The following is a 21491-nucleotide window of genomic DNA, read 5'->3' as shown; positions in this document are numbered from 1 at the left end:
CCCGTTTTTATGCGGGCCGTTTTGTATCTGGGTGACTTTGTTAGTCGTACTGGCCAAGCTGCAGTTGCGAATTTTCCGCAGGGGTGTTGTCCTTGGTATTCAGTGTCTGCCGTCCCCAGCTCATCAGGGCCATCCCGCTAATCGCCAGTAAACCTCCGCCGATCAAGGATGGGTTCAGGGTCTCCTTAAGCCACAGGCTGGACAGTAAAACGCCAAACAGCGGTACCAGGGCCAGATAGGCGCCTGCGGATGTGGCACCCAGGCTTTTCACGCCGTGCATATACCAGGCGAAGGCCAGAGCCGTTGAACCCAGGCCCAAGGCCAACACGCTGTACCAGGCTTGGCTTGGCGCATGGATCAGGCTGCCCCAGGCCGAAAGACCCTCCACCCCCAAGCTGCTGATGGACAGCAGCACTGCGCCAATTAATGTGGTCATGCTGGTAGCGGTCAGAGAATCTACGGTGGTCAGTACGGTGCGGCCAATCAAGGTGTAGCTGACCCAGCACAGAGCACAGCCCAGTAATAGCCATTCGCCTATTCCGCTCTGGCCTGGCATGAGGCTGCTGATAGAGCCGGCACTCAGGGCATAGAGAGCCCCTGATACGGCCAGGATTACTCCCAGGCTCATCTTTTTGTTGACTGGCTCGCGAAACAACAAAGAGGCCAGTATCAGGATCAGGACCGGGTTCAGGGCAACGACCATGCTGGCCTTGCCTGCTGGCACCAGTTTCAGGGCCAGAAGAAAAAAAATTGAATAGCCAAATACCCCAAAAGCCGAGGCGTTAAGCAGACCTAGCCATTCTCGGGAGTCAAGTGTGCATAGGGCTTTCAGTCGGCCGCTCCAGCTCATCCAAAGCAGCAGTGCGACACTGGCAATCAGGAAGCGCAGACTGGCTGCCGCCAAAGGCGGCATGGCTTGCGCCACGACTCGGCCCCAAGGCCAGGAGGCCCCCCACAGAGCGGCCATGCCAATCAGACTTAGGTGTACGGAGTAGTTGGGAAATTTCATTAAAGCCACTATGGAGAAGATTTCAGCAGGGGTACTATTTACTTTTATTGCCTCATAGTCGAATGAGTAAACGCTCATGACCTTCACTCAACTAGAAATCTTTTCCGTGCTGGCCAGGATAGGCAGCTTTTCTCGAGCAGCCAGCGCCTTGGGGATTACGCAAAGTGCGGTCAGTCATGCGCTCAAGCAGCTGGAGGCCGATTTGGGTGTCTGCCTGTTTTCTCGTGGCCCGACCTCAGTGGAGCTGACAGAAGTGGGGGCTAAGTTGCTGCAACGTGCCAACGATATCCTGCAGCAGAAGGAGGCCTTGCATCAGGAGGCCTGCTACGAGCAGGGAATTGCCCGTGGCACCTTGCGTATTGCTTCTTTTGGGGCTTCCTCGTCCTTGCATTTGCTGCCGCATTTATTGGCGTGCTACAGGCAGACGCATCCCGAAGTGGAGGTGCAGATTGATGAGGGTATTGATAGTGAAGTGGCGCAATGGCTGTTGGAGCGGCGTGTGGAGCTGGGCTTTGTGATCTTGCCGGATGACCGCTTTGACTGCTTGCCCTTGGCCCAGGATGAGCTGGTGGCCGTGCTGCCGGCAGAGCATCATTTGGCCGTTTGCGCCCGTGTTTCTGCCAGTGACTTCCATGACTTGCCGTTTATTCGGACTGCGGCAGGCTCTGGCCCGCATGTAGATCGGTTTCTGGCGGCAGCAGGGGCGGTCCCCAGGACCTTGTTCCGTTTCGAGCAGTTGTCCTCCATGTTGGGCTTTGTCGCGCAAGGAGTGGCTGTGACCATCGCGGGCAGGCTGGCCTTGCCGGAGCCACCAGAAGGGGTGATTTATCGCAGCCTGGAGCCGTGTAGGCCTCGTGAAATTGCTTTGGCGGCTCTGAATTTCGAGCGGCTTTCTCCAGCTGCTCAGGCGTTTTTGCGGATAGCCCGGAAAATACATCACAAGAGGTGATGCGCTCAGGATGGCTTCGCTTTTTCTTGTTGTGTCAGTGCGGGATGGCTTTTGTGTGCGACCGGTCTGCGCTGGTGTGATGCTCCTGTGTTCTTCTGTTTCGTATGAACAGGGAGGGTGTGTTACGAGTAATCGGAATAGTGCCGCTGGATTGAAGGACCATAGATGCAAAAAGGCCCTGCACTCGTGCAGGGCCTTTTCTCGTCACCGAGACCTGATTCAGGCGATTAGCCCAGACGATCAAACTGCTGTTTCACCTTGGCCAGTGTCTCACCGAATTGAGCCACGCGCAGGCGCTCCTGTTCAACTACGGCGGCAGGTGCACGTTCTACAAAGCTGGCGTTGCCCAGTTTGGCTTCGGCCTTGTTGATCTCGCCTTGCAGACGTTCGATTTCCTTGGACAGGCGGATGCGCTCCGCTTCCACGTCAATCTCTACGTGCAGCATCAGCTGAGTGGTGTCGACCACTTGTACTGGGGCGCCGGCGTCGGAGGGCAGTTGATCCACGATGTCTACGCTTTCCAGTTTGCACAAGCTGGCCAGATAGGGGCTGTTGGCACTCAGGATTGCAGCGTCACCTTGGGCAACCAGTGGCACGCGCTGAGCGGGCGAGAGGTTCATCTCGCCGCGCAAGGCGCGAATCGCGTCCACTTGGGCTTTCAGTTCTGCAACCTGTGCCATGGCCTGTTCATCAATGGCGGCCGGATTGGCGATAGGGTAGGGCTGGACCGAAATACTGGTGGTTTCATTGGCAGCACGTTTGCCAGCTACCACCGAGACTTTTTGCCACAGCTCTTCCGTAATGAACGGGATGATGGGGTGTGCCACGCGCAACACCACTTCCAGGACACGGATCAGGGTGCGGCGGGTGCCCAGTTGCTGCTCGGGCGTGCCGTTCTGGATCTGGGTCTTGGCCAGTTCCAGGTACCAGTCGCAGTACTCGTCCCAGACAAAGTGGTAGATGGCGTTGGCGACGTTGTCGAAACGGTAGTCGGCAAAGCCGCGCTCGGCGTCCTGTTCCAGGCCTTGCAGCAGGCTGATGATCCAGCGGTCTGCAAAGCTCAGTTCGGCAGCAGCGTCGGTGTGCAGTTCATGGCCTTCGGTGTTCATCAGCACAAAGCGGGTGGCGTTCCACAGCTTGTTGCAGAAGTTGCGATAGCCTTCACAGCGCTTCATGTCGAAGTTGATGTTGCGACCCAGGGTGGCGTAAGCGGCCATGGTAAAGCGCAGCGCGTCCGTACCGAAGGCGGGGATGCCATCGGGATAGTCCTTCTTGGTGCGCTTGCTAATGCTTTGAGCCTGCTTGGGATTCATCAAGCCAAAGGTGCGCTTGTGTATCAGGCTTTCCAAGTCGATGCCGTCGATCAAATCCACCGGGTCAATCGTGTTGCCCTTGGATTTGCTCATCTTCTTGCCTTCCATATCGCACACCAGTCCGTGAACATAGACGGTGTTGAACGGAACGCGGCCGGTCAGGTGCATGCTCATCATGACCATGCGGGCCACCCAGAAGAAAATAATGTCGAAGCCAGTTACCAGCACGCTAGAGGGCAGGTAACGAGCCAGATCCGGGGTTTCTTCAGGCCAGCCCAGATCGGTGAAGGGCACCAGGGCAGAGGAGAACCAGGTGTCCAGTACGTCCTCGTCGCGGCGCAGTGGGCCGGTCACGCCAGCGGCACGGGCTTGTTCCAGAGCGTCTTCTTCGGAGCGGGCGACAAACAGGCTGCCGTCTTCGGCGTACCAGGCGGGAATCTGGTGACCCCACCACAGCTGACGGGAAATACACCAGTCCTGAATATTGTTCAGCCACTGGTTGTAGGTGTTGGACCAGTTGTCGGGGTAGAAGCGCACACGGCCATCGGCCACCACATCCAGGGCAACCTGGGTGATGCTCTTGCCAGGGTGCAGGGAGTCTTCTGGCGCAGGCTTGCTCATGGCGACAAACCACTGGTCGGTCAGCATGGGTTCGATAACCGTATTGGTACGGTCGCCGCGTGGCACCATCAGCTTGTGTGGTTTGACGGCCTTGAGCAGGCCCTGAGCTTCCAGGTCGGTCACGATTTGCTTGCGTGCAGCAAAGCGCTCCAGGCCTTGGTAGGCTTCGGGGGCGGTGTCGGCAATATGGGCATCCAGCGTCAGGATGCTGATCATTTCCAGGCCGTGGCGCTGGCCAACGGCGTAGTCATTGAAGTCGTGGGCAGGAGTAACCTTCACCACGCCGGTACCAAAGGCCGGGTCTACGTAGTCGTCTGCAATGATCGGGATGGAACGGCCAACCAGGGGCAGGGTAACGGTTTGACCGATCAGGCCGATATAGCGCTCGTCTTCAGGGTGCACCATCAGGGCGACGTCGCCCAGCATGGTTTCGGGGCGGGTGGTGGCCACCGTCAGGTGGGTCAGGCCGCCTTGGGGGGTAGTCAGCGGGTAGCTGATTTCCCACAGGTAGCCGTCTTCTTCCTCGCTGACCACTTCCAGATCAGATACGGCGGTGCCCAGCACGGGGTCCCAGTTCACCAGGCGCTTGCCGCGGTAAATCAGGCCTTGCTCGTACAGACGGACAAAGGTTTCCAGCACGCCACGGGACAGATTGTCGTCCATGGTGAAGTATTCGCGGCTCCAGTCACAGGACGCGCCCAGGCGGCGGAACTGGCCGGTAATGGTATTGCCCGACTTCTCTTTCCACTCCCAGACTTTTTCCAGGAATTTCTCGCGGCCCAGGTCGTGGCGGCTGATGTTCTGGGCATCAAGCTGGCGTTCCACGATGATTTGGGTCGCAATCCCGGCGTGGTCGGTACCGGGAATGTAGACCGTATCGTCGCCTTTCATGCGGTGGTAGCGCGTCAGGCCATCCATGATGGTCTGGTTAAAGGCGTGGCCCATGTGCAAAGTCCCGGTGACGTTTGGTGGTGGGGACTGGATCACAAAGGGTTCGGACTGATGATCACCCAAGGGCTGGACATGTTGGCCACCCTTGAAAAGGTCGGCTTGCTCCCAGCGCGCGTACCAGCGCGTTTCGATTTCCTGGGGTTCAAAGCTCTTGGATAATTGCTCGTCGGAGGTCGTAGCGGATGAGTTGGTCATGGTGATGCGGTCTGCCTGCCCCTTATTGCACGTTCAGTGCCAGATAGGGCGGGACTAATCCTGGGTAAAAAACGAATTTAAGATGCACTATTTTAAGATGTGGCCGTGCGTCTTTGGCGTGGTAAAATGCCGGGTTGCCGTAAATCTGATGAAAGTGCTTGTTTTCATTAAAAAATTTAGCGCGAACCGTCGGATCTGCATTTTGCTTTACGCAGCAAAGACTACACTATATTGTTCTTATTTGGATTTTCACATGGCTATTGAACGCACTCTGTCCATTATCAAGCCCGACGCTGTTGCTAAAAACGTGATCGGTCAGATTATTTCCCGCTTTGAAGGCGCTGGCCTGAAAGTGATCGCTGGTCGCCTGGTTCACCTGTCCCGTGGCGAAGCCGAGCGCTTCTACGGCGTGCACGCCGAGCGTCCTTTCTTCAAGGATCTGGTCGACTTCATGGTTTCCGGTCCTGTGTTCGTTCAAGTTCTGGAAGGCGAAGGCGCCATTGCCAAGAACCGCGAACTGATGGGCGCTACCGACCCCAAGAAAGCTGACGCCGGCACCATCCGTGCTGACTTCGCTGAAAGCATCGACGCTAACGCCGTTCACGGTTCCGACGCTCCTGAAACCGCTGCTGTCGAAATCGCTTTCTTCTTCCCAGAGTGCAACGTTTACAGCCGTTAATTCGTTAAACCGCGCAGTACTGGCGGCACTCTGAGCAAGACTTGCCCGGCACACCGGAATGGGTGTGCCGGGCAAATCCGCAAAAAGAGGCTTTTTTGCCCTCCTGCAAGAAAGTAATAGCCAGACCGCGTGAAGGTATTATTTTTTTATGTCATCGCTCGAACCTACTAACCTTCTGGGCCTGGGCCCGGAGCAACTTGTTGAACTGGTCGCCCAATGGGGTGGCAAGCCTTTCCGCGCGCGCCAATTGCAGCGCTGGATACACCAGCGTCAACAAGACGATTTTGGGCAGATGACGGATCTGGCGCGTGAGTTCCGCGAGCAGCTGACCGCTAATTGCGTTGTCACCGCGCCCAGCATGTCGCACGAACATATTTCTACCGACGGCACTCGTAAATGGCTGTTTGATGTAGGCAGCAATAACGCCGTCGAAGCGGTTTTCATTCCCGAGGACGACCGGGGCACCCTGTGTATTTCCAGCCAGGCTGGCTGCACGGTGGCCTGTCCATTCTGTTCCACGGGCTATCAAGGCTTCAACCGCAACCTGACGACCTCAGAAATCATTGGTCAGCTGTGGTTTGCTCGCCGTGCTTTGCTGAATGCGCCGGAAGCCGCCCGTATTGGCGATGCCGAGCAAACCAGCACGCGTGTCATCAGCAATGTGGTCATGATGGGCATGGGCGAACCCCTGCTCAATTACGATCAGGTGCTCGGTGCCTTGCGCCTGATGCTCGATGACAATGCCTACGGTCTGTCGCGCCGCCGCGTGACGGTCTCCACCTCCGGGGTGGTGCCCATGATGGATCGTCTGGCCAAAGATTGCCCGGTCGCACTGGCCGTATCGCTGCACGCGCCCAATGATGCGTTGCGTGATCGCCTGGTGCCCCTGAACAAGAAGTACCCGCTGGCCGAGCTTCTGGATGCCTGTAATCGCTATCTGGAGCACGCGCCGCGTGACTTCATCACGTTTGAATACATCATGCTGGACGGCATCAACGATACTGACCAGCATGCGCAGGAACTGTTGGACATCGCACGCATTGTGCGCTGTAAATTTAATTTGATTCCTTTCAATCCTTTTCCGCAGTCCGGTCTGAAACGCTCTTCAGCTGCACGGGTCAAACAGTTTGCCCAACGGCTGATGGATGGTGGGGTGGTAACCACAGTGCGCAAGACGCGCGGCGATGATATTGCTGCCGCTTGTGGACAGTTGGCGGGCGATATTCGTGATCGCACCCGTATCGAACAACGTTTGCCTGATCGTGCTGTCATTCAAATCAAACAGGAACGTGCATGAGCGAGACTCTGGTCCCCTCCAACCAATCGGCTCCGGAAGCGGGCTCAGGTGTAGGCCCGACATTGCGTGAGTTGCGCCTGGCGCGATCCTGTACGCTGAACGAAGCCTCCACCCGCCTGAAGTTTTCGGTTCGCCAGCTAGAGGCCCTGGAAGCTCAGGAGTGGGACCAGTTGCCCGGTGGGCAGCCTTTGCGGGGCATGGTGCGTAATTACGCGCGCTTTCTGGAGGCTGACGTATCAGCCGTGCTGGTCATGCTGGAAGCTCAGGTCAGCGATACCGCTGCGCCCAAGCCCGTGCCGCGCAATCATTCGGGTGCGGGCTTGTCCAGTGCGGACTTGAGCCTTTATTCGGACTCGCGCGGCGGGTTTGGCTGGATCTGGATTCTTATCATTATTGTTTTGCTGCTGGTAGCCGGTTTTTACGCCATTGATCGGGGCTGGGTTCCCGAAGAGTGGCTGGTGTTCGATTGGCTCAAGGACTTGAAGAAATGACGCAGGGTCCCGAAACTTCCTCTGCTCGCCAACCTCTGCCGGTGGGCGCCCAACCCAAACGGGTAACCCGCGCAGTTGATGTGCGCTGGGGCGATCATGTTGTGAAATTAGGTGGCTCGGCCCCGGTCGTGGTGCAGTCCATGACTAATACGGATACCGTCGATGCTATTGCAACGGCTATCCAGGTCAAGGAACTGGCGCGTGCCGGTTCTGAAATGGTGCGTATTACGGTCAATACCCCCGAAGCGGCCCGTGAAGTGCCTGCCATTCGCGAGCAGCTGGACCGCATGGGCGTAAATGTCCCTTTGGTGGGGGACTTCCATTACAACGGCCATAAATTGCTGGCAGATTACCCCGAGTGTGCTCAGGCCCTGTCCAAGTACCGGATCAATCCGGGCAATATGGGCGGTGGCAAGCGCCGGGACGATAATTTCGCCAAGATGATTGAAATCGCGTGCCGTTACGACAAGGCCGTGCGAATTGGCGTGAACTGGGGCAGCCTGGATCACGAGCTGATGGCTCGCATGATGGATGAAAATAACGAGCGTGCTCATCCCTGGACGGCTCAGGCGGTGATGCGCGATGCTCTGGTTATCTCTGCCATCAGCAACGCCCAGCGTGCCGAGGAACTGGGGCTGTCGGGCAATCGTATCGTTCTGTCCTGCAAGGTCAGCCACGTGCAGGACCTGATCACCGTCTACCAGGATTTGTCGGCACGTTGTGACTACGCCTTGCACCTGGGTCTGACCGAAGCGGGGATGGGCAGCAAGGGGGTTGTGGCTTCCACCGCCGCCTTGGCTGTCTTGTTGCAGCAAGGCATTGGTGACACCATTCGTATTTCCCTGACTCCTGAACCCGGTGGCGATCGTGCTCGTGAAGTGGTGGTGGCTCAGGAAATCTTGCAGACCATGGGTTTGCGTGCTTTCACCCCTATGGTGGTGGCGTGTCCGGGTTGTGGTCGCACCAGCAGTACGGTGTTCCAGGAGCTGGCCAACGATATTCAAAGCTATTTGCGTGACCAGATGCCCGTCTGGAAGGATCTGTATCCCGGCGTGGAAACCATGAACGTCGCGGTGATGGGCTGTGTGGTCAATGGTCCGGGGGAAAGCCGCCACGCCGATATTGGCATCAGCTTGCCGGGAACCGGGGAAGTTCCCTCGGCACCCGTCTATGTGGATGGCGAGCGGGTGGTGACCCTGAAGGGTGATACTATCGCTCAGGAATTTCAGACCATTGTCCAGAATTACGTTGAGCGCCGCTACGGCAAAACATCAACGGTTTGATCAACACGCTTGTCAGTCTATGGCGAGCAAACCATTAGAATTATGACGCAGCAGTTTCAAAAGCTCCGCGCCCTGACGGGCATGAAAGACACCTTACCGGGTGAAAGCGCACAGTGGGAAGCCCTGGAGGCTCTGGTGCGGGAATGGTTGGCCAGCTATGGCTATCGCAATATGCGTACCCCCGTGCTGGAACATACCCAGCTGTTTGCTCGTGGTATTGGCGAAGTCACCGACATTGTCGAAAAGGAAATGTATTCCTTTACCGATTCGCTCAACGGCGACAAGCTCACCATGCGTCCCGAATTTACGGCGGGCATGGTGCGCGCCACTATCGAACATAATCTCTTGTACGATCGCCCTCATCGGGTTTATGCGATGGGACCGGTGTTTCGCCATGAGCGCCCGCAGCGTGGCCGCTACCGTCAGTTCCACCAGATCGACGTGGAAGCGTTGGGTCTGCCAGGGCCAGACGTTGATGCCGAGCTGATCGTCATGCTGGCCCGTTTGTGGAAGAAGCTGGGTCTGACGGACATCCGTCTGGAACTGAACTCCCTGGGTCAGGCTGAAGAGCGTGCCGCCCACCGTGCGGCCTTGATCGAGCACCTGGAAGCGCACAAGGATGTGCTGGACGAAGAAGCCCAGCGTCGCATGTATACCAACCCCTTGCGCGTGCTGGATACCAAAAATCCGGCCATGCAGGAAATGGCCAATGCGGCCCCACGTTTGTTCGACTTTCTGGGTGAAGAGTCTCGTGCTCACTTCCAGGGCGTCTGCGATCGTCTGGATGATGCCGGTATTGTCTACACATTGAACCCGCGCTTGGTGCGTGGTCTGGATTATTACAATCTGACCGTGTTCGAGTGGGTAACGGATCGCCTGGGTGCTCAAGGGACGGTGTGCGGCGGTGGCCGTTACGACGGCCTGATCGAATTGATGGGTGGCAAGCCTTCGCCGGCCGTGGGTTTTGCTATTGGTATGGAGCGCTTGCTGGACCTGTGCTCGCAAGATGGCGAGCAGCCAGCCATCCCCGAATGTCAGGTGTATATGGTTCACCAGGGTGAGGCAGCGCAGCGCAAGGCGTCGCTGTTGGCCGAGCAATTGCGTGATGCCGGTTTGCAGGTGATAGTCCATGCAGGCTCCAGCGGCTTCAAGTCCCAGTTCAAACGGGCTGATGCCAGTGGTGCGCAGGCCGCCGTTATTTTGGGTGACGACGAACTCCAAAAAGAACAGGCCAGTGTGAAATGGTTGCGTGCTGCGGATGGCGCCGAGCAGCAACAGTCTGTTGAATTTTCTGAACTCGCCAGTGTTTTGTCAGCAAGGATTTGAGCATGGCCTACGATCTTGAAGAACAGGAAAAACTAGATGCCATGCGAGCATGGTGGGACCGCTGGGGCACCTTGTGCATCGTGCTGGCTTTTGCTGCCTTGGCGGCGGTGGCCGGTTGGCGCGGTTGGCAGTGGTACCAGGGGCATCAGGCCGGTCAGGCCATGGGTTACTTTGAGGCGCTGGAAAGTGCGGCTGCCCAGACCGGCGAAGAGGCCGATGCCCGCGTGCTGGCTGCCAGCACAACCTTGCGTAACGATTTCCCCAAGTCCGGCTACACCTCCCGCGGTGTCTTGCTGGCTGCCCAGGCTTTGCAGCAACGCGGCAATCTGACGCCTGCTCGTGAGCAACTGGAGTGGATGGTCAAAACCAATCACGACCCGGCGCTGACTCCGCTGGCGCGTTTGCGTCTGGCTGGTATCTTGCTGGAACAGAAGAATTACGATGATGCCCTGGCTCAGCTGACAAATCCTCCTGCCAGCTTTGCCGGTCTGTTTGCGGATCGCAAAGGCGATATTCTGGCCGCCCAAGGGCAGAACGATGCAGCACGCGAAGCCTGGACGCAGGCCGTGGAGTTGCTCAAGCAAGACCCTATTTCGCAGTTGGTACAGATCAAACTTGATGCCCTGGCAGGAGCTTAATTCATGTCTCTTCCTACTATTCGCAAATCGCCATCCTCTGCCATGCGTGTCCTGCGCTTGAGCGCTCTGGCCCTGAGCCTGACCGCTTTGGCCGGTTGCTCCATGTTCTCCAGCAAGGATCCTCGTTTCGAGCCTACGCCCCTGACGGAATACACCCCTGGTGTGGCCGCCAAGATCAGCTGGAGCACCTCGATTGGTAGCGGCGCAGACTCCGGTTTTGCACCACAAGTCAGTGGCTCCTCGGTCTACGCCGCGACGGTCTCGGGTCAGGTCAGCAAGGTGGATCTGGATACGGGTCGCGTGCAGTGGTCGGCCAATGCCGGCAAGAAGTTGACCGCCGGTGCAGGTTCGGACGGTGTGGTGACCGCGGTCGCTTCGGTGGACGGCAACGTCATTGCGTTTGACGACTCGGGCAAGGAGTTGTGGCGCAGTCGTAGCAGCAGCGCTGTGAATGTGCCGCCTGCTGTGGGTGCCGGTGTGGTTGTGGTGCGTACCAGCGACTACCGCTTGCAGGCATTTGATGCCAGCACAGGCGATCTGCGCTGGAGCCTGCAGCGTCCTGGCCCCGCCTTGTCGCTGAAAACCAGCATGCAAATGCGCATTATTGATGGTTTGTTGTTGGCAGGAATGCCCAACGGCCGTTTGATGGCCATTGACGCGGCTCAAGGTCATCTGGTGTGGGAAGGCAGTATTTCTGTCTCCCGTGGCGCGACGGACCTGGAGCGCATTAATGACGTCGTGGGTGCTCCCCAGGTCGTCGATCCCCTGCTGTGCGGTGCAACCTACCAAGGTCGTGTTGCCTGCTTTGACGTCTCCCAAGGTGGACGACTGGTGTGGGATAGGGAATTTTCGGCCGGTACCGGTATCGCAGCGGACAACCATATGTTGTATGCCGCCAATAGCCGCGACCAGATTGAAGCGTTTGCCATGACAGACGGGCAAACCATCTGGACGCAGAATGCTTTGCGTAACCGTGGTCTGGCTCCTTTGGCCGTCATGCCCCAGGCGCTCGCCGCCGGTGACATGGAAGGCTATGTTCACTTTCTATCGCGACTGGACGGCACCTTGTTGGGTCGGGTCAGTGTCGGCGGTGGTGCCATTGTGTCGCCTTTGATCGGAACCCCGCGTGGGGTCCTGGTTCAGACCGGCAATGGTAATTTGGTCTTGGTTGGAATCAATTGAAAAGCGTTTCTTTTAAGCCCGTAGTGGCTTTGGTCGGTCGGGCCAACGTCGGCAAGTCCACTTTGTTCAACCGCCTGACGCGCTCGCGCGCGGCGCTGGTGGCGAACTTCCCTGGTCTGACCCGCGACCGTCATTACGGCGAAGGCCGGGTTGGCAGCCGCCCCTATATCGTGGTCGATACGGGTGGTTTCGAGCCTGTGGCCAAAACCGGCATGTTGCTGGAGATGGCTCGTCAGACCCAGCAGGCGATTGCCGAAGCTGACGTGGTCGTCTTTCTGGTCGATGCCCGCGAGGGCGTCAATGCACTGGATCTGGAAATTGCGCAGTTGCTGCGCAAGCTGGGTCAGAAAGTGCTGCTGGCCGTCAACAAGGCCGAAGGCATGCGTTACGAGGCCGGTGGCGTGGAATTCCACGAGCTGGGCCTGGGTCAGCCTTACCTGATCTCCGCTTCCCACGGCGATGGCGTGGAAGAGCTGATCAACCTGGCACTGGAGCAAGTGCCCAATCCTGAGCCTGAAGAGGATGGCCAGGATGACGATGAATTTCAGCACCGTATCAAGCTGGCGATTGTGGGCCGCCCCAATGTGGGTAAATCCACCTTGATCAATACCCTGGTGGGTGAAGATCGCGTGATTGCGTTTGACCAGCCCGGTACGACGCGTGATGCCATTGAGATCGAGTTCGAGCGCAACGGGGTGGAATACACCCTGATCGACACGGCCGGTTTGCGCAAGCGCGGCAAGGTATTTGAAGCGGTTGAAAAGTTCTCCGTTATCAAGACCTTGCAGGCGATTGAAGCGTGTAACGTGGTCTTGTTGATGATTGACGCTCACACCGAAATTTCCGACCAGGACGCCAGCATTGCGGGCTTCGTGGTGGAAACCGGTCGTGCACTGGTGGTGGGCATCAACAAGTGGGATGGCCTGGACGAGTACCAGCGCGAGTGGATCAAGCGCGAGTTCGATCGCAAATTGCGCTTCCTGAACTTTGCCAAGATGCACACCTTGTCGGCGCTGAAAGGGCAGGGGATCAATCCCTTGCTCAAGTCGGTCAATGCCGCTCATGCGGCTGCCTTCTCCAAGCTGTCCACGCCCAAGCTCACTCGCGTCATGCAAGAAGCGGTGGAACAGCAACAGCCACCGCGCAAGGGCATTTTCCGTCCCAAGTTGCGGTATGCTCACCAAGGTGGCATGAACCCGCCGATCGTGGTGATTCACGGCAACGCCCTGGATGCCATTTCGGACAGTTACCGCCGTTATCTGGAGACGCGTTTTCGCGAGGCCTTCAAGCTGGAAGGCACGCCTTTGCGCATCGAATTCAAATCATCTAAAAACCCTTATCTGAAGGACGCGTAATGAGCCGTTTGTGGAGTGATCATGTAGCGGGGCTTTCACCCTATGTACCGGGTGAGCAGGTCAAGCTGGATAACCTCTTGAAGCTGAACACAAACGAACATCCTTTCGGTCCGTCGCCTAAAGCGCTGGAAGCGATCCGCCAGGCGGCGACCGATGATTTGCGTCTTTACCCTTCCTACAGCGCGCAGGAGCTGCGTGACGCTGTGGCGCACAACCACGGCGTGAAAGCCAATAATGTCTTTTTGGGCAATGGCTCGGACGAAGTGCTGGCCCATGTGTTCAGCGCCTTGTTCCTGCGTGGTGTGCGTCCGGTTCTGCTGCCTGACATCACGTACAGCTTCTACACCACTTACTGTTCGTACTTCGGTGTGCCTGCTGATATCGTGCCGCTGCGCGAGGACTTCACGTTGAATGTGCAGGACTATGTGCGCAAGCGCAGTCTGCCACCTGCCGGCATCATTTTTGCCAACCCCAATGCGCCTACCGGTATTCCGCTGTCTTTGAAAGATATCGAAACCATTCTGGCTGCCAATCCGGACACCACGGTTGTTGTGGACGAGGCTTACGTGGATTTCGGCGGCACGTCCTCGGTCAGCCTGCTGGAAAAGCATGACAACCTGGTTGTCATCCAAACCATGTCCAAGTCGCGTGCCCTGGCAGGCCTGCGTGTGGGTTATGCCCTGGCCAGCGCCGATATCATCCAGGCCCTGGAGCGTGTGAAAGACAGTTTCAACTCCTACCCCATGGACACGATCGCCCAGGTGGGGGCCGTGGCTTCCTTGAAGGATACGGAGTATTTTGCCCGCCAATGCCAGGCTGTGATTGATGCACGCGAGCAGTTGCGCGCTGATCTGGAGCAGCTGGGTTTCGAGATTTTGCCCTCGAAAGCGAACTTTTTGATGGCAACTCACCCTAAGCATTCGGCAGCTGGTATTCAGCAGGCCTTGCGTGAACAGGGGATTTTGGTTCGCCATTTCCGTCAGCCACGCATTGAGCAGTATTTACGTATTACGGTAGGATCGCCCGAGCAATGTGCCCGACTGTGCAACAGTTTGCGGCAGATTTTAGGGCAAGGCGCCTGATATACACCTATTAGATAAAAATCTCCAGTTTGGAACGTGCGAATTCAGGGAAAACCCGGTAAAGTAGTGGGATTCGCTTCCATTTCTGGAAAAACAACATAACCGGAGCCTCACCAATGAGCAATAAAGGGCAAATTCTACAAGACCCGTTTTTGAACGCGCTGCGCAAGGAGCATATCCCTGTGTCGATCTACCTGGTCAACGGCATCAAGCTGCAAGGTCAGATTGAGTCCTTCGATCAGTATGTCGTACTGCTGCGCAATACAGTCACTCAAATGGTGTATAAGCACGCGATCTCTACCGTCGTTCCTGCACGCCCCGTTACTTTGGCTGCGGATGAGCAGGCTGAATAAATCCTCACCCAGTTCTTTGTACTCTGAAAGACCCGTCTCGCGGTGCCCGCGGGCGGGTCTTTGTTTCTGGAGCAAGCGTTGAAGGCACTGGTAATTAGTGTGGATATGGGCGAGCTGGACTACAAGGCCCATGCTGAAGAATTCGTCATGCTGGCTGAAGGGGCGGGCGCCCAGATTATGGAACTGATGGTCGTGCGTCGGTCCCGTCCAGATTCTGCCTACTACATCGGTACGGGCAAGCTGGAAGAGGCCGTCGCCCTGGCCAAGGCAACTGGCGCCGAAGTCGTGCTGTTTGATCATGCCTTGAGCCCGGCCCAGCAGCGTAATCTGGAGCGCAAGCTGGAGCTGCGTGTGGTTGACCGGGTTGCCCTGATTCTGGATATTTTTGCCCTGCGTGCGCAAAGTCACGAAGGTAAATTGCAGGTGGAACTGGCCCAGCTGCAGCACCTGACTTCCCGATTGACCCGGATGTGGACGCACTTGGAACGCCAAAAGGGTGGTATCGGCATGCGTGGTCCAGGTGAATCGCAGCTGGAAATGGACCGCCGGATGATTGGCGACAAAGTCCGTACCTTGCGTGAGCGTCTGGCCAAGGTGCAACGCCAGCGCAGCACCCAACGCCGTGCTCGTTCTCGTAGCGGCACCTTGTCGGTGTCTCTGGTGGGCTACACCAACACGGGAAAATCCACGCTATTTAACGCCTTGACCCGTGCGGACGCCTACGCAGCTGACCAGTTATTTGCTACCTTGGATACCACCACGCGTCGTATCTGGATTGAAGGGGCAGGGCAGGTCGTAATTTCGGATACGGTGGGCTTCATTCGTGAATTGCCACCGACCTTGATTGCCGCTTTCCGGGCCACTTTGGAAGAGACCGTCCATGCAGACGTATTGCTGCATGTGGTCGATGCGGCCAACCCTCAACGCGATGAACAAATCGCTGAAGTTCATAAGGTTCTGGAGGACATCGGGGCCCATGAAATACCTCGCATTCTGGTCTATAACAAAATTGACCAAGCCGGCTATGAGCCACGGGTAGAGCGGGATGAACATGGTACTATTGCCCGAGTCTTTGTTAGCGCTTTAGAGCGCATCGGATTGGATGGCTTGCGTACAGCAATCGTCGAATCAGGTCATTTCGCGGAAAACAATGCGTCTGAACAATAAAATATTCAATCTCAATGATCCCGGTTGGGGACGAGACAGTGGCAAAAACGGTTCCGAGCCACCTCGCCGCCCCGAGAAACAAGATGGCCCGCCTGACCTCGACGAGGTATGGCGTGACTTCAACAGTCGCTTGGGATCTTTATTCGGCAAAAAGGGACGTCGCTCCCCTCCCGGTGGCATGCCTCCGGGTAGCGGTAATGGCCCATCCATCCCCAAAGGCTCGCCCAAGCTGCTGATCATCGGCGGTGTGGTCGCGGTCGGCCTGTGGATGGCCAGTGGCTTTACCATCGTGCAGGAAGGTCAGGTTGCCGTGGTTACCCGTTTTGGCGAGTACACGAAAACTCTGAATCCCGGTTTGCAGTGGCGTTGGCCCGCTCCCATCGAAGATCACCAGACTGTGAATATTTCGCAGTTGCGTACCTTTGAAGTGGGCTACCGCGGCAGTGCACGCAATAAAGTCCTGCCTGAATCGTTGATGCTGACAACCGACGAGAATATCGTCGACATGCAGTATGTGGTTCAGTACCGTTTGCTGCCTACAGGCGCACCGGACTACCTGTTCAACACCAATAATCCGGACGAGTCGGTACGTCAGGCGGCTGAAACCGCCATGCGTGAAGTCGTGGGCAAGCAGCCCATGGACTCCGTGCTGTACTCCGGCCGTACCCAGATTGCATCGGACGTGCAGCAGCTGGCCCAGTCCATTCTGGACCGCTACCGTACCGGCATTCAGATCAGCACCGTAGCTATCCAGAACGTGCAGCCGCCCGAGCAGGTTCAGGCCGCCTTTGACGATGCCGTCAAGGCCGGTCAGGACCGCGAGCGTCAGATCAATGAAGGTCAGGCCTACGCCAACAAGGTGTTGCCCGAAGCCGCTGGTCAAGTGGCTCGCATGATGCAGGAGTCTGAGGGTTACAAGGCTCGTGTGATCGGTGATGCCAAGGGTGATACCGCCCGTTTTGGTAGCGTCGAGGCCGAGTACGTGAAGGCTCCGGGTGTAACGCGGGATCGTCTGTACCTGTCCACAATTCAGGAAATCCTGGAGAGCACCAGCAAGGTACTGGTTGATACCCGTAGTGATAACAACATGATCTATCTGCCTTTGGACAAGATCGTGCGTCAGGTGGGTAGCCGTACAGATATGGAGCCGTCCGCTCCTGTCGCTTCGGCCGCTTCGCAAGGACAGGTCAGCCGTCCAGTTCCCGCTGCGGCACCCAAAGCGCCTGCGCCAGCCAATCCAGCCGGTCTGGATACCTCGCTGGGCTCTTTGGTCAGTCCTTATTCCCCATACGCACGCTAGGAGAGCTTGATGCAACGTTTATTTCCTGCTCTGGTGGCCCTGGCGGTAATTGTCGGTCTGCTGCTGTCTTCCGTTTTCATCGTGCGTGAGCGCGATGCGGCTCTGGTTTTTGCGCTGGGTGAAGTGCGCGGTACCATCACGACCCCCGGTCTGTATTTCAAGCTGCCACCGCCATTTGAAAACGTGGTGTTCCTGGACAAGCGTCTGCAGACGATTGAAACCAAGGACCCCGAGCGTATTCAGACGGCTGAAAAGAAGAACCTGCTAATCGACTCCTACGTCAAATGGCGCATTTCCGATCCACGCCTGTTTTACGTGACCTTTGGCGCAACGGATCGTGGTGCTGTCGAGCGTTTGCAAGCCCAGATTCGTGACGCCCTGAACGCTTCGGTGAACGTGCGCACGGTGAAAGAAGTGGTTTCCACCGAGCGTGATGCGATCATGCGTGAAGTGCTGACGGCCGTTGAGGCCCGTGCCCGTCCTTTGGGTGTGGAAGTGATTGACGTGCGTTTGCGTCGTATTGACTTCGCTCCCGAGATTTCGGAATCGGTATACCGTCGTATGGAAGCCGAGCGTACACAAGAAGCCAACCGTTTGCGTGCAACCGGTGCGGCTGAAAGTGAGCGTATCCGTGCCGAGGCCGAACGTCAGCGTGAAGAGTTGCTGGCCGACGCGTATGCCCAAGCTCAGGCCATCCGTGGTCAGGGTGATGGTGAAGCCGCTGCCATTTACTCCGATAGTTATGGCAAGAACCCCGAGTTCTATCGTTTCTACCGCAGCCTGGAAGCCTACCGCAGTGCTTTCAGCAAACAGACCGACACACTGGTCATCAGCCCTGACTCTGATTTCTTCAAGTATTGGGGCAAGCAAGGATCACCCGCAGCACCTGCGAACTGATCCCCGCTAGAGAACTTAGGGCCGCTGGGTGTTCCACCCGCGGCCCTGATCGTTTATACTAGCGTGTAAGTTACTAACACCACTTCGCATGCGACTTGGGCGGCTTACAGGCCCCAAGTCGCTTTTTGTTTGGCTGGAACTTTCGTTTATAAGTAGTCCGAGGCACGAGTATGTCCAATTGGTTGTTGCCAGAGAGCCTGGCTGATATCTTGCCTGCAGAGGCGCGCCGCATCGAAGAACTGCGCCGCGATTTGCTAGACTTGTATCGTACTTACGGGTTCGAACTGGTAGCTCCACCTCTGGTGGAGTATCTGGAATCCCTGCAAGCGGTTTCTGGCACAGATCTGAATCTGCGTACCAGCAAAGTCGTCGATCAAATCTCGGGTCGCACCATGGGCGTACGCGCCGACATGACCCCCCAGGTGGCACGTATCGACGCTCACTTGCTTAACCGCGAAGGCGTCACTCGGCTTTGCTACTGTGGTTCGGTCTTGCATGCCCGTCCGGCTGGTTTGTTGTCGGATCGTGAATTGCTGCAGATTGGCGCGGAAATTTTCGGCCATGCCGGTATTGAGTCCGATCTGGAAGTGGTGCAACTGGCGCTGGAAAGCGTGGGTCGGGCAGGGGTGCATCATCCTCGCCTGGACTTGAACTACCCCGATCTGGGACGCTTCCTGATCGAGCGCGATCCTATTTTGAAAACCCGCGTGGCAGAAGTGTGTGAGCTTCTGAACGCCAAAGATGTGTCGGGCCTGCGCGCCCTGGGTCGTGAGTCGGGCTGTCTGCCTGAAACCACCCGCTATCTGCTGGCTTTGACCTCGCTGTATGGCGATGGCAGCGTACTGGAGCGTGCCCGCAGTGTTCTGCCGGACGAACCGGAAGTGCGCGAAGCTCTGGGTAGCCTGCGCAGCTTCATTGATGCTTTGCCTGGCCACGAAATTACGGTGGACCTGGCCGACATCGGCAGCGGTTATGCCTACCATTCGGGCCTGATCTTTTCGGTTTACGCTGAAGGCTGGCACGATGCCTTGGTCAAGGGCGGACGCTTTGACGGTATTGGCCGCATGTATGGTCGTGCTCGTCCTGCAACCGGCTTCAGCCTGGATTTGCGCAAGCTCTCGGCTGGCTTGGCACCGGCTCAGGCAGCCCGTGCAGTACGCGCTCCCTGGGGGAGTGATGCGGCCCTGACTGCAGCGGTCAAGCAGCTGCGTCAAAACGGTGAAATTGTGATTCAGATGCTGCCCGGTCAGGAGCTGAATCTGGATGAATTCGTGATCGATCGCGAGCTGGTCTCGCTGGACGGTCAGTGGCAAGTTAGGGCGCTGTAAGCCAGGCGGCTTGTAGCGTTGGTGATTGTTATTGGTCCGGCACCGTGCCGGCCTCCTTTATTCTGATACTAGACATGAGCAAAAACCTTGTGGTGATTGGCACCCAGTGGGGTGACGAAGGCAAAGGCAAGATCGTCGACTGGCTGGCCGAGTCCGCGCATGGCGTGGTTCGTTTCCAGGGTGGGCATAACGCTGGCCATACATTGTGGATTAATGGCAAGAAGACCATTCTGCGCTTGATTCCGTCGGGCATCATGCACGAGCACGTCACTTGCTACATTGGCAATGGCGTGGTGCTGTCGCCTGAGGCCCTCTTGACTGAAATCGCCGAGCTGGAAGCTGCCGGTCTGGACGTGCGTTCGCGCCTGCAGATCTCGCCCGCTTGCCCGCTGATTTTGCCCTACCACATCGCCGTGGACCAGGCTCGTGAAAAGCGTAAAGGCGACGGCAAGATCGGTACTACCGGTCGCGGTATCGGCCCTGCCTACGAAGACAAGGTGGCACGCCGTGCCCTGCGTGTTCAGGACCTGTACGATCCCGAAATCTTTGACGAAAAATTGTCCGAAGCGCTGGATTACCACAACTTCGTGCTGACCCAGTACCTGGGCGCTGAAGCTGTTTCCGCTGAACAGGTTCGCGACCTGGCCATGAAGCACGCTGAACAGCTGGCTCCTATGGTTGCTGACGTATCCAACAACCTGTACCAGGCCAAGAAAGCAGGGCAGAAACTCCTGTTTGAAGGTGCCCAGGGTGCATTGTTGGATATTGACCACGGTACATACCCCTTCGTGACCAGCAGCAACTGCTTGTCCGGTGCCGCTTCCGCAGGTTCGGGTGTGGGTCCTCAGGAATTGAGCTACGTGCTCGGTATCGCCAAGTCCTACACCACTCGCGTGGGTTCGGGTCCATTCCCGACCGAGTTGCTGGATGACACCGGCATGCGTCTGGCTACGGTTGGCAAGGAATTCGGTTCCGTTACCGGTCGTCCACGTCGTTGCGGCTGGTTTGATGCGGCGGCCATGAAGCGTTCGGTCATGATTAACGGTATTTCCGGTCTGTGCATTACCAAGCTGGACGTGCTGGACGGCGTTGAGCAAATCAAGATTGGTGTGGGTTACCGCTACAAGGGCGAATTCCTGGACGTCCTGCCCTACGGCGCACACGCGGTTGCCGAAGCCGAGCCCGTTCTGGAAGAAATGCCCGGCTGGACCGAGTCCACCGTGGGCGTGACTGACTACGACAAGTTGCCTATCAACGCTCGTCGTTATCTGGAGCGTATTGCTGAACTGTGCGATGTACCTATCGACATGGTTTCCACGGGGCCAGATCGCAACGAAACCATCGTATTGCGCGATCCGTTTACCAAATAAGCGATTTATCGCGGTATAATGCCTTGCACCGTTGTGCGGTGCGTACAGAGCGGCCTGAAGGGCCGCTTTGTCGTTCTGGACGCTGCGTTGGCCTACCAGACTCTTGTTTTGCAGGTACCAAAGCGCAGCTAGTGCATTTATATCTGGAATACATATGAGTCTGCCCCCAAATAGCGATACTGATGAATGGGTTTCCTGGGAACAATACAATCGCCTGATTGAACAATTGGCCCTGAGCATTCACGAATCAGGCTGGAAATTCGACAAAATTGTTTGCCTGGCCCGAGGCGGCATGAGAGTGGGAGACGTTATTTCGCGCATCTATGATGTACCCTTGGGTATTTTGGCCACCAGCAGCTATCGCGAAGCCGCCGGTACCGAACAGGGTGATCTGGATATTGCGCAATACATCACCATTACCCGTGGCACCCTGGATGGCAATGTGCTGCTGGTCGATGATATGGTCGATACGGGCAAGACTTTTATGCGTGTACGTGATCACCTGCGTGCACAGTTTCCCGCGATCACCGAGCTGAAAACCGCCGTTTTGTGGTGGAAAGGCCACGCCCAGGTCGACCCAGACTACTACGTGTCCAAGTTGCCCACAAATCCCTGGATTCATCAGCCTTTTGAGGACTACGATAGCATTCGCCCTCATCAGCTGGACGCTTGGATCCGTAAGGGTACCGGCCAGGCTTGATCGCT

General features: G+C 57.1%; 19 protein-coding genes. 17 read left to right on the top strand and 2 right to left on the bottom strand.

Annotation, left to right across the window (positions count from 1 at the left end):
- Positions 1 to 40: 40 nt before the first annotated feature.
- Entirely contained in the window at positions 41 to 1009 is a 969-nt protein-coding gene (locus M2Q46_RS05585) for a DMT family transporter (protein ID WP_266107899.1), read from the bottom strand.
- Positions 1010 to 1085: 76 nt separating this feature from the next.
- Here M2Q46_RS05585 and M2Q46_RS05580 point away from each other — a divergent pair, with 76 nt between their 5' ends.
- Entirely contained in the window at positions 1086 to 1958 is an 873-nt protein-coding gene (locus M2Q46_RS05580; RefSeq protein WP_203145686.1) for a LysR family transcriptional regulator, read from the top strand.
- A 227-nt stretch (positions 1959 to 2185) separates the two neighbouring features.
- On the opposite strand, the gene M2Q46_RS05575 is transcribed toward M2Q46_RS05580, so the two are convergent.
- The gene (locus M2Q46_RS05575) at positions 2186 to 5038 is read right to left on the bottom strand and encodes a valine--tRNA ligase (RefSeq protein ID WP_302356881.1); all 2853 of its coding nucleotides are present in this window, start codon (positions 5036 to 5038) and stop codon (positions 2186 to 2188) included.
- A gap of 253 nt (positions 5039 to 5291) precedes the next feature.
- Here M2Q46_RS05575 and ndk point away from each other — a divergent pair, with 253 nt between their 5' ends.
- The 16 genes from ndk (at position 5292) to M2Q46_RS05495 (ending at position 21486) form a co-directional block, all read left to right on the top strand.
- A complete protein-coding gene (gene ndk / locus M2Q46_RS05570; protein WP_009455885.1) occupies positions 5292 to 5717 on the top strand; it encodes a nucleoside-diphosphate kinase in 426 nt (141 codons plus the stop codon).
- Positions 5718 to 5865: 148 nt separating this feature from the next.
- Complete coding sequence (gene rlmN / locus M2Q46_RS05565; protein WP_251196176.1) at positions 5866 to 7014, top strand: 23S rRNA (adenine(2503)-C(2))-methyltransferase RlmN; 1149 nt, start codon at positions 5866 to 5868, stop codon at positions 7012 to 7014.
- The gene (locus M2Q46_RS05560) at positions 7011 to 7505 is read left to right on the top strand and encodes a RodZ family helix-turn-helix domain-containing protein (RefSeq protein ID WP_302356880.1); all 495 of its coding nucleotides are present in this window, start codon (positions 7011 to 7013) and stop codon (positions 7503 to 7505) included. Before rlmN ends, M2Q46_RS05560 begins: the two co-directional genes overlap by 4 nt.
- The gene (ispG, locus tag M2Q46_RS05555) at positions 7502 to 8788 is read left to right on the top strand and encodes a flavodoxin-dependent (E)-4-hydroxy-3-methylbut-2-enyl-diphosphate synthase (protein ID WP_302356879.1); all 1287 of its coding nucleotides are present in this window, start codon (positions 7502 to 7504) and stop codon (positions 8786 to 8788) included. Before M2Q46_RS05560 ends, ispG begins: the two co-directional genes overlap by 4 nt.
- 42 nt (positions 8789 to 8830) lie before the next feature.
- Positions 8831 to 10114, top strand: coding sequence for a histidine--tRNA ligase (hisS, locus tag M2Q46_RS05550; RefSeq protein ID WP_302356878.1), 1284 nt, complete (start codon positions 8831 to 8833; stop codon positions 10112 to 10114).
- Between the two features lie 2 nt (positions 10115 to 10116).
- Entirely contained in the window at positions 10117 to 10752 is a 636-nt protein-coding gene (locus M2Q46_RS05545; protein ID WP_009455880.1) for a tetratricopeptide repeat protein, read from the top strand.
- A 42-nt stretch (positions 10753 to 10794) separates the two neighbouring features.
- The gene (bamB, locus tag M2Q46_RS05540; protein WP_266108050.1) at positions 10795 to 11934 is read left to right on the top strand and encodes an outer membrane protein assembly factor BamB; all 1140 of its coding nucleotides are present in this window, start codon (positions 10795 to 10797) and stop codon (positions 11932 to 11934) included.
- Positions 11931 to 13289 carry a ribosome biogenesis GTPase Der gene (der, locus tag M2Q46_RS05535; protein WP_009455876.1) on the top strand — a complete coding sequence of 453 codons (1359 nt, stop codon included), beginning with the start codon at positions 11931 to 11933 and terminating at the stop codon, positions 13287 to 13289. Before bamB ends, der begins: the two co-directional genes overlap by 4 nt.
- Positions 13289 to 14371, top strand: a complete 1083-nt coding sequence (hisC, locus tag M2Q46_RS05530) for a histidinol-phosphate transaminase (protein WP_302356877.1) — start codon at positions 13289 to 13291, stop codon at positions 14369 to 14371. Before der ends, hisC begins: the two co-directional genes overlap by 1 nt.
- 116 nt (positions 14372 to 14487) lie before the next feature.
- Positions 14488 to 14724 (top strand): RNA chaperone Hfq, encoded by a 237-nt coding sequence (gene hfq, locus M2Q46_RS05525; protein ID WP_003799329.1) that lies wholly within the window; start codon positions 14488 to 14490, stop codon positions 14722 to 14724.
- Positions 14725 to 14802: 78 nt separating this feature from the next.
- Positions 14803 to 15891, top strand: coding sequence for a GTPase HflX (gene hflX, locus M2Q46_RS05520; protein WP_009455872.1), 1089 nt, complete (start codon positions 14803 to 14805; stop codon positions 15889 to 15891).
- Positions 15875 to 17191, top strand: coding sequence for an FtsH protease activity modulator HflK (gene hflK, locus M2Q46_RS05515; RefSeq protein ID WP_060185241.1), 1317 nt, complete (start codon positions 15875 to 15877; stop codon positions 17189 to 17191). The genes hflX and hflK overlap by 17 nt, the downstream gene beginning before the upstream one ends.
- A 9-nt stretch (positions 17192 to 17200) precedes the next feature.
- Entirely contained in the window at positions 17201 to 18088 is an 888-nt protein-coding gene (gene hflC / locus M2Q46_RS05510) for a protease modulator HflC (RefSeq protein ID WP_021446479.1), read from the top strand.
- A gap of 170 nt (positions 18089 to 18258) precedes the next feature.
- Complete coding sequence (locus tag M2Q46_RS05505) at positions 18259 to 19416, top strand: ATP phosphoribosyltransferase regulatory subunit (RefSeq protein WP_009455869.1); 1158 nt, start codon at positions 18259 to 18261, stop codon at positions 19414 to 19416.
- A gap of 74 nt (positions 19417 to 19490) precedes the next feature.
- Positions 19491 to 20786 carry an adenylosuccinate synthase gene (locus tag M2Q46_RS05500; protein ID WP_009455867.1) on the top strand — a complete coding sequence of 432 codons (1296 nt, stop codon included), beginning with the start codon at positions 19491 to 19493 and terminating at the stop codon, positions 20784 to 20786.
- Between the two features lie 154 nt (positions 20787 to 20940).
- On the top strand, positions 20941 to 21486 hold the full coding sequence (locus M2Q46_RS05495) for a phosphoribosyltransferase (protein WP_021446480.1): 546 nt from the start codon (positions 20941 to 20943) through the stop codon (positions 21484 to 21486).
- The last annotated feature ends 5 nt before the right edge of the window (positions 21487 to 21491 follow it).

The organism is Alcaligenes sp. YSL9, assembly GCF_030515105.1.
Taxonomy (GTDB): Bacteria; Pseudomonadota; Gammaproteobacteria; order Burkholderiales; family Burkholderiaceae_B; genus Alcaligenes; species Alcaligenes phenolicus.
This window is presented reverse-complemented; position numbering and strand designations above follow the sequence as displayed.

Coding starts and splice junctions, on each gene's coding strand:
- hisC (WP_302356877.1), top strand. CDS start 13,289: ATGAGCCGTTTGTGGAGTGATCATGTAGCGGGGCTTTCACCCTATGTA.
- hflC (WP_021446479.1), top strand. CDS start 17,201: ATGCAACGTTTATTTCCTGCTCTGGTGGCCCTGGCGGTAATTGTCGGT.
- hfq (WP_003799329.1), top strand. CDS start 14,488: ATGAGCAATAAAGGGCAAATTCTACAAGACCCGTTTTTGAACGCGCTG.
- M2Q46_RS05495 (WP_021446480.1), top strand. CDS start 20,941: ATGAGTCTGCCCCCAAATAGCGATACTGATGAATGGGTTTCCTGGGAA.
- ndk (WP_009455885.1), top strand. CDS start 5,292: ATGGCTATTGAACGCACTCTGTCCATTATCAAGCCCGACGCTGTTGCT.
- M2Q46_RS05560 (WP_302356880.1), top strand. CDS start 7,011: ATGAGCGAGACTCTGGTCCCCTCCAACCAATCGGCTCCGGAAGCGGGC.
- M2Q46_RS05580 (WP_203145686.1), top strand. CDS start 1,086: ATGACCTTCACTCAACTAGAAATCTTTTCCGTGCTGGCCAGGATAGGC.
- M2Q46_RS05575 (WP_302356881.1), bottom strand. CDS start 5,038: ATGACCAACTCATCCGCTACGACCTCCGACGAGCAATTATCCAAGAGC.
- hflK (WP_060185241.1), top strand. CDS start 15,875: ATGCGTCTGAACAATAAAATATTCAATCTCAATGATCCCGGTTGGGGA.
- M2Q46_RS05505 (WP_009455869.1), top strand. CDS start 18,259: ATGTCCAATTGGTTGTTGCCAGAGAGCCTGGCTGATATCTTGCCTGCA.
- rlmN (WP_251196176.1), top strand. CDS start 5,866: ATGTCATCGCTCGAACCTACTAACCTTCTGGGCCTGGGCCCGGAGCAA.
- M2Q46_RS05500 (WP_009455867.1), top strand. CDS start 19,491: ATGAGCAAAAACCTTGTGGTGATTGGCACCCAGTGGGGTGACGAAGGC.
- M2Q46_RS05585 (WP_266107899.1), bottom strand. CDS start 1,009: ATGAAATTTCCCAACTACTCCGTACACCTAAGTCTGATTGGCATGGCC.
- hisS (WP_302356878.1), top strand. CDS start 8,831: ATGACGCAGCAGTTTCAAAAGCTCCGCGCCCTGACGGGCATGAAAGAC.
- M2Q46_RS05545 (WP_009455880.1), top strand. CDS start 10,117: ATGGCCTACGATCTTGAAGAACAGGAAAAACTAGATGCCATGCGAGCA.
- bamB (WP_266108050.1), top strand. CDS start 10,795: ATGCGTGTCCTGCGCTTGAGCGCTCTGGCCCTGAGCCTGACCGCTTTG.
- ispG (WP_302356879.1), top strand. CDS start 7,502: ATGACGCAGGGTCCCGAAACTTCCTCTGCTCGCCAACCTCTGCCGGTG.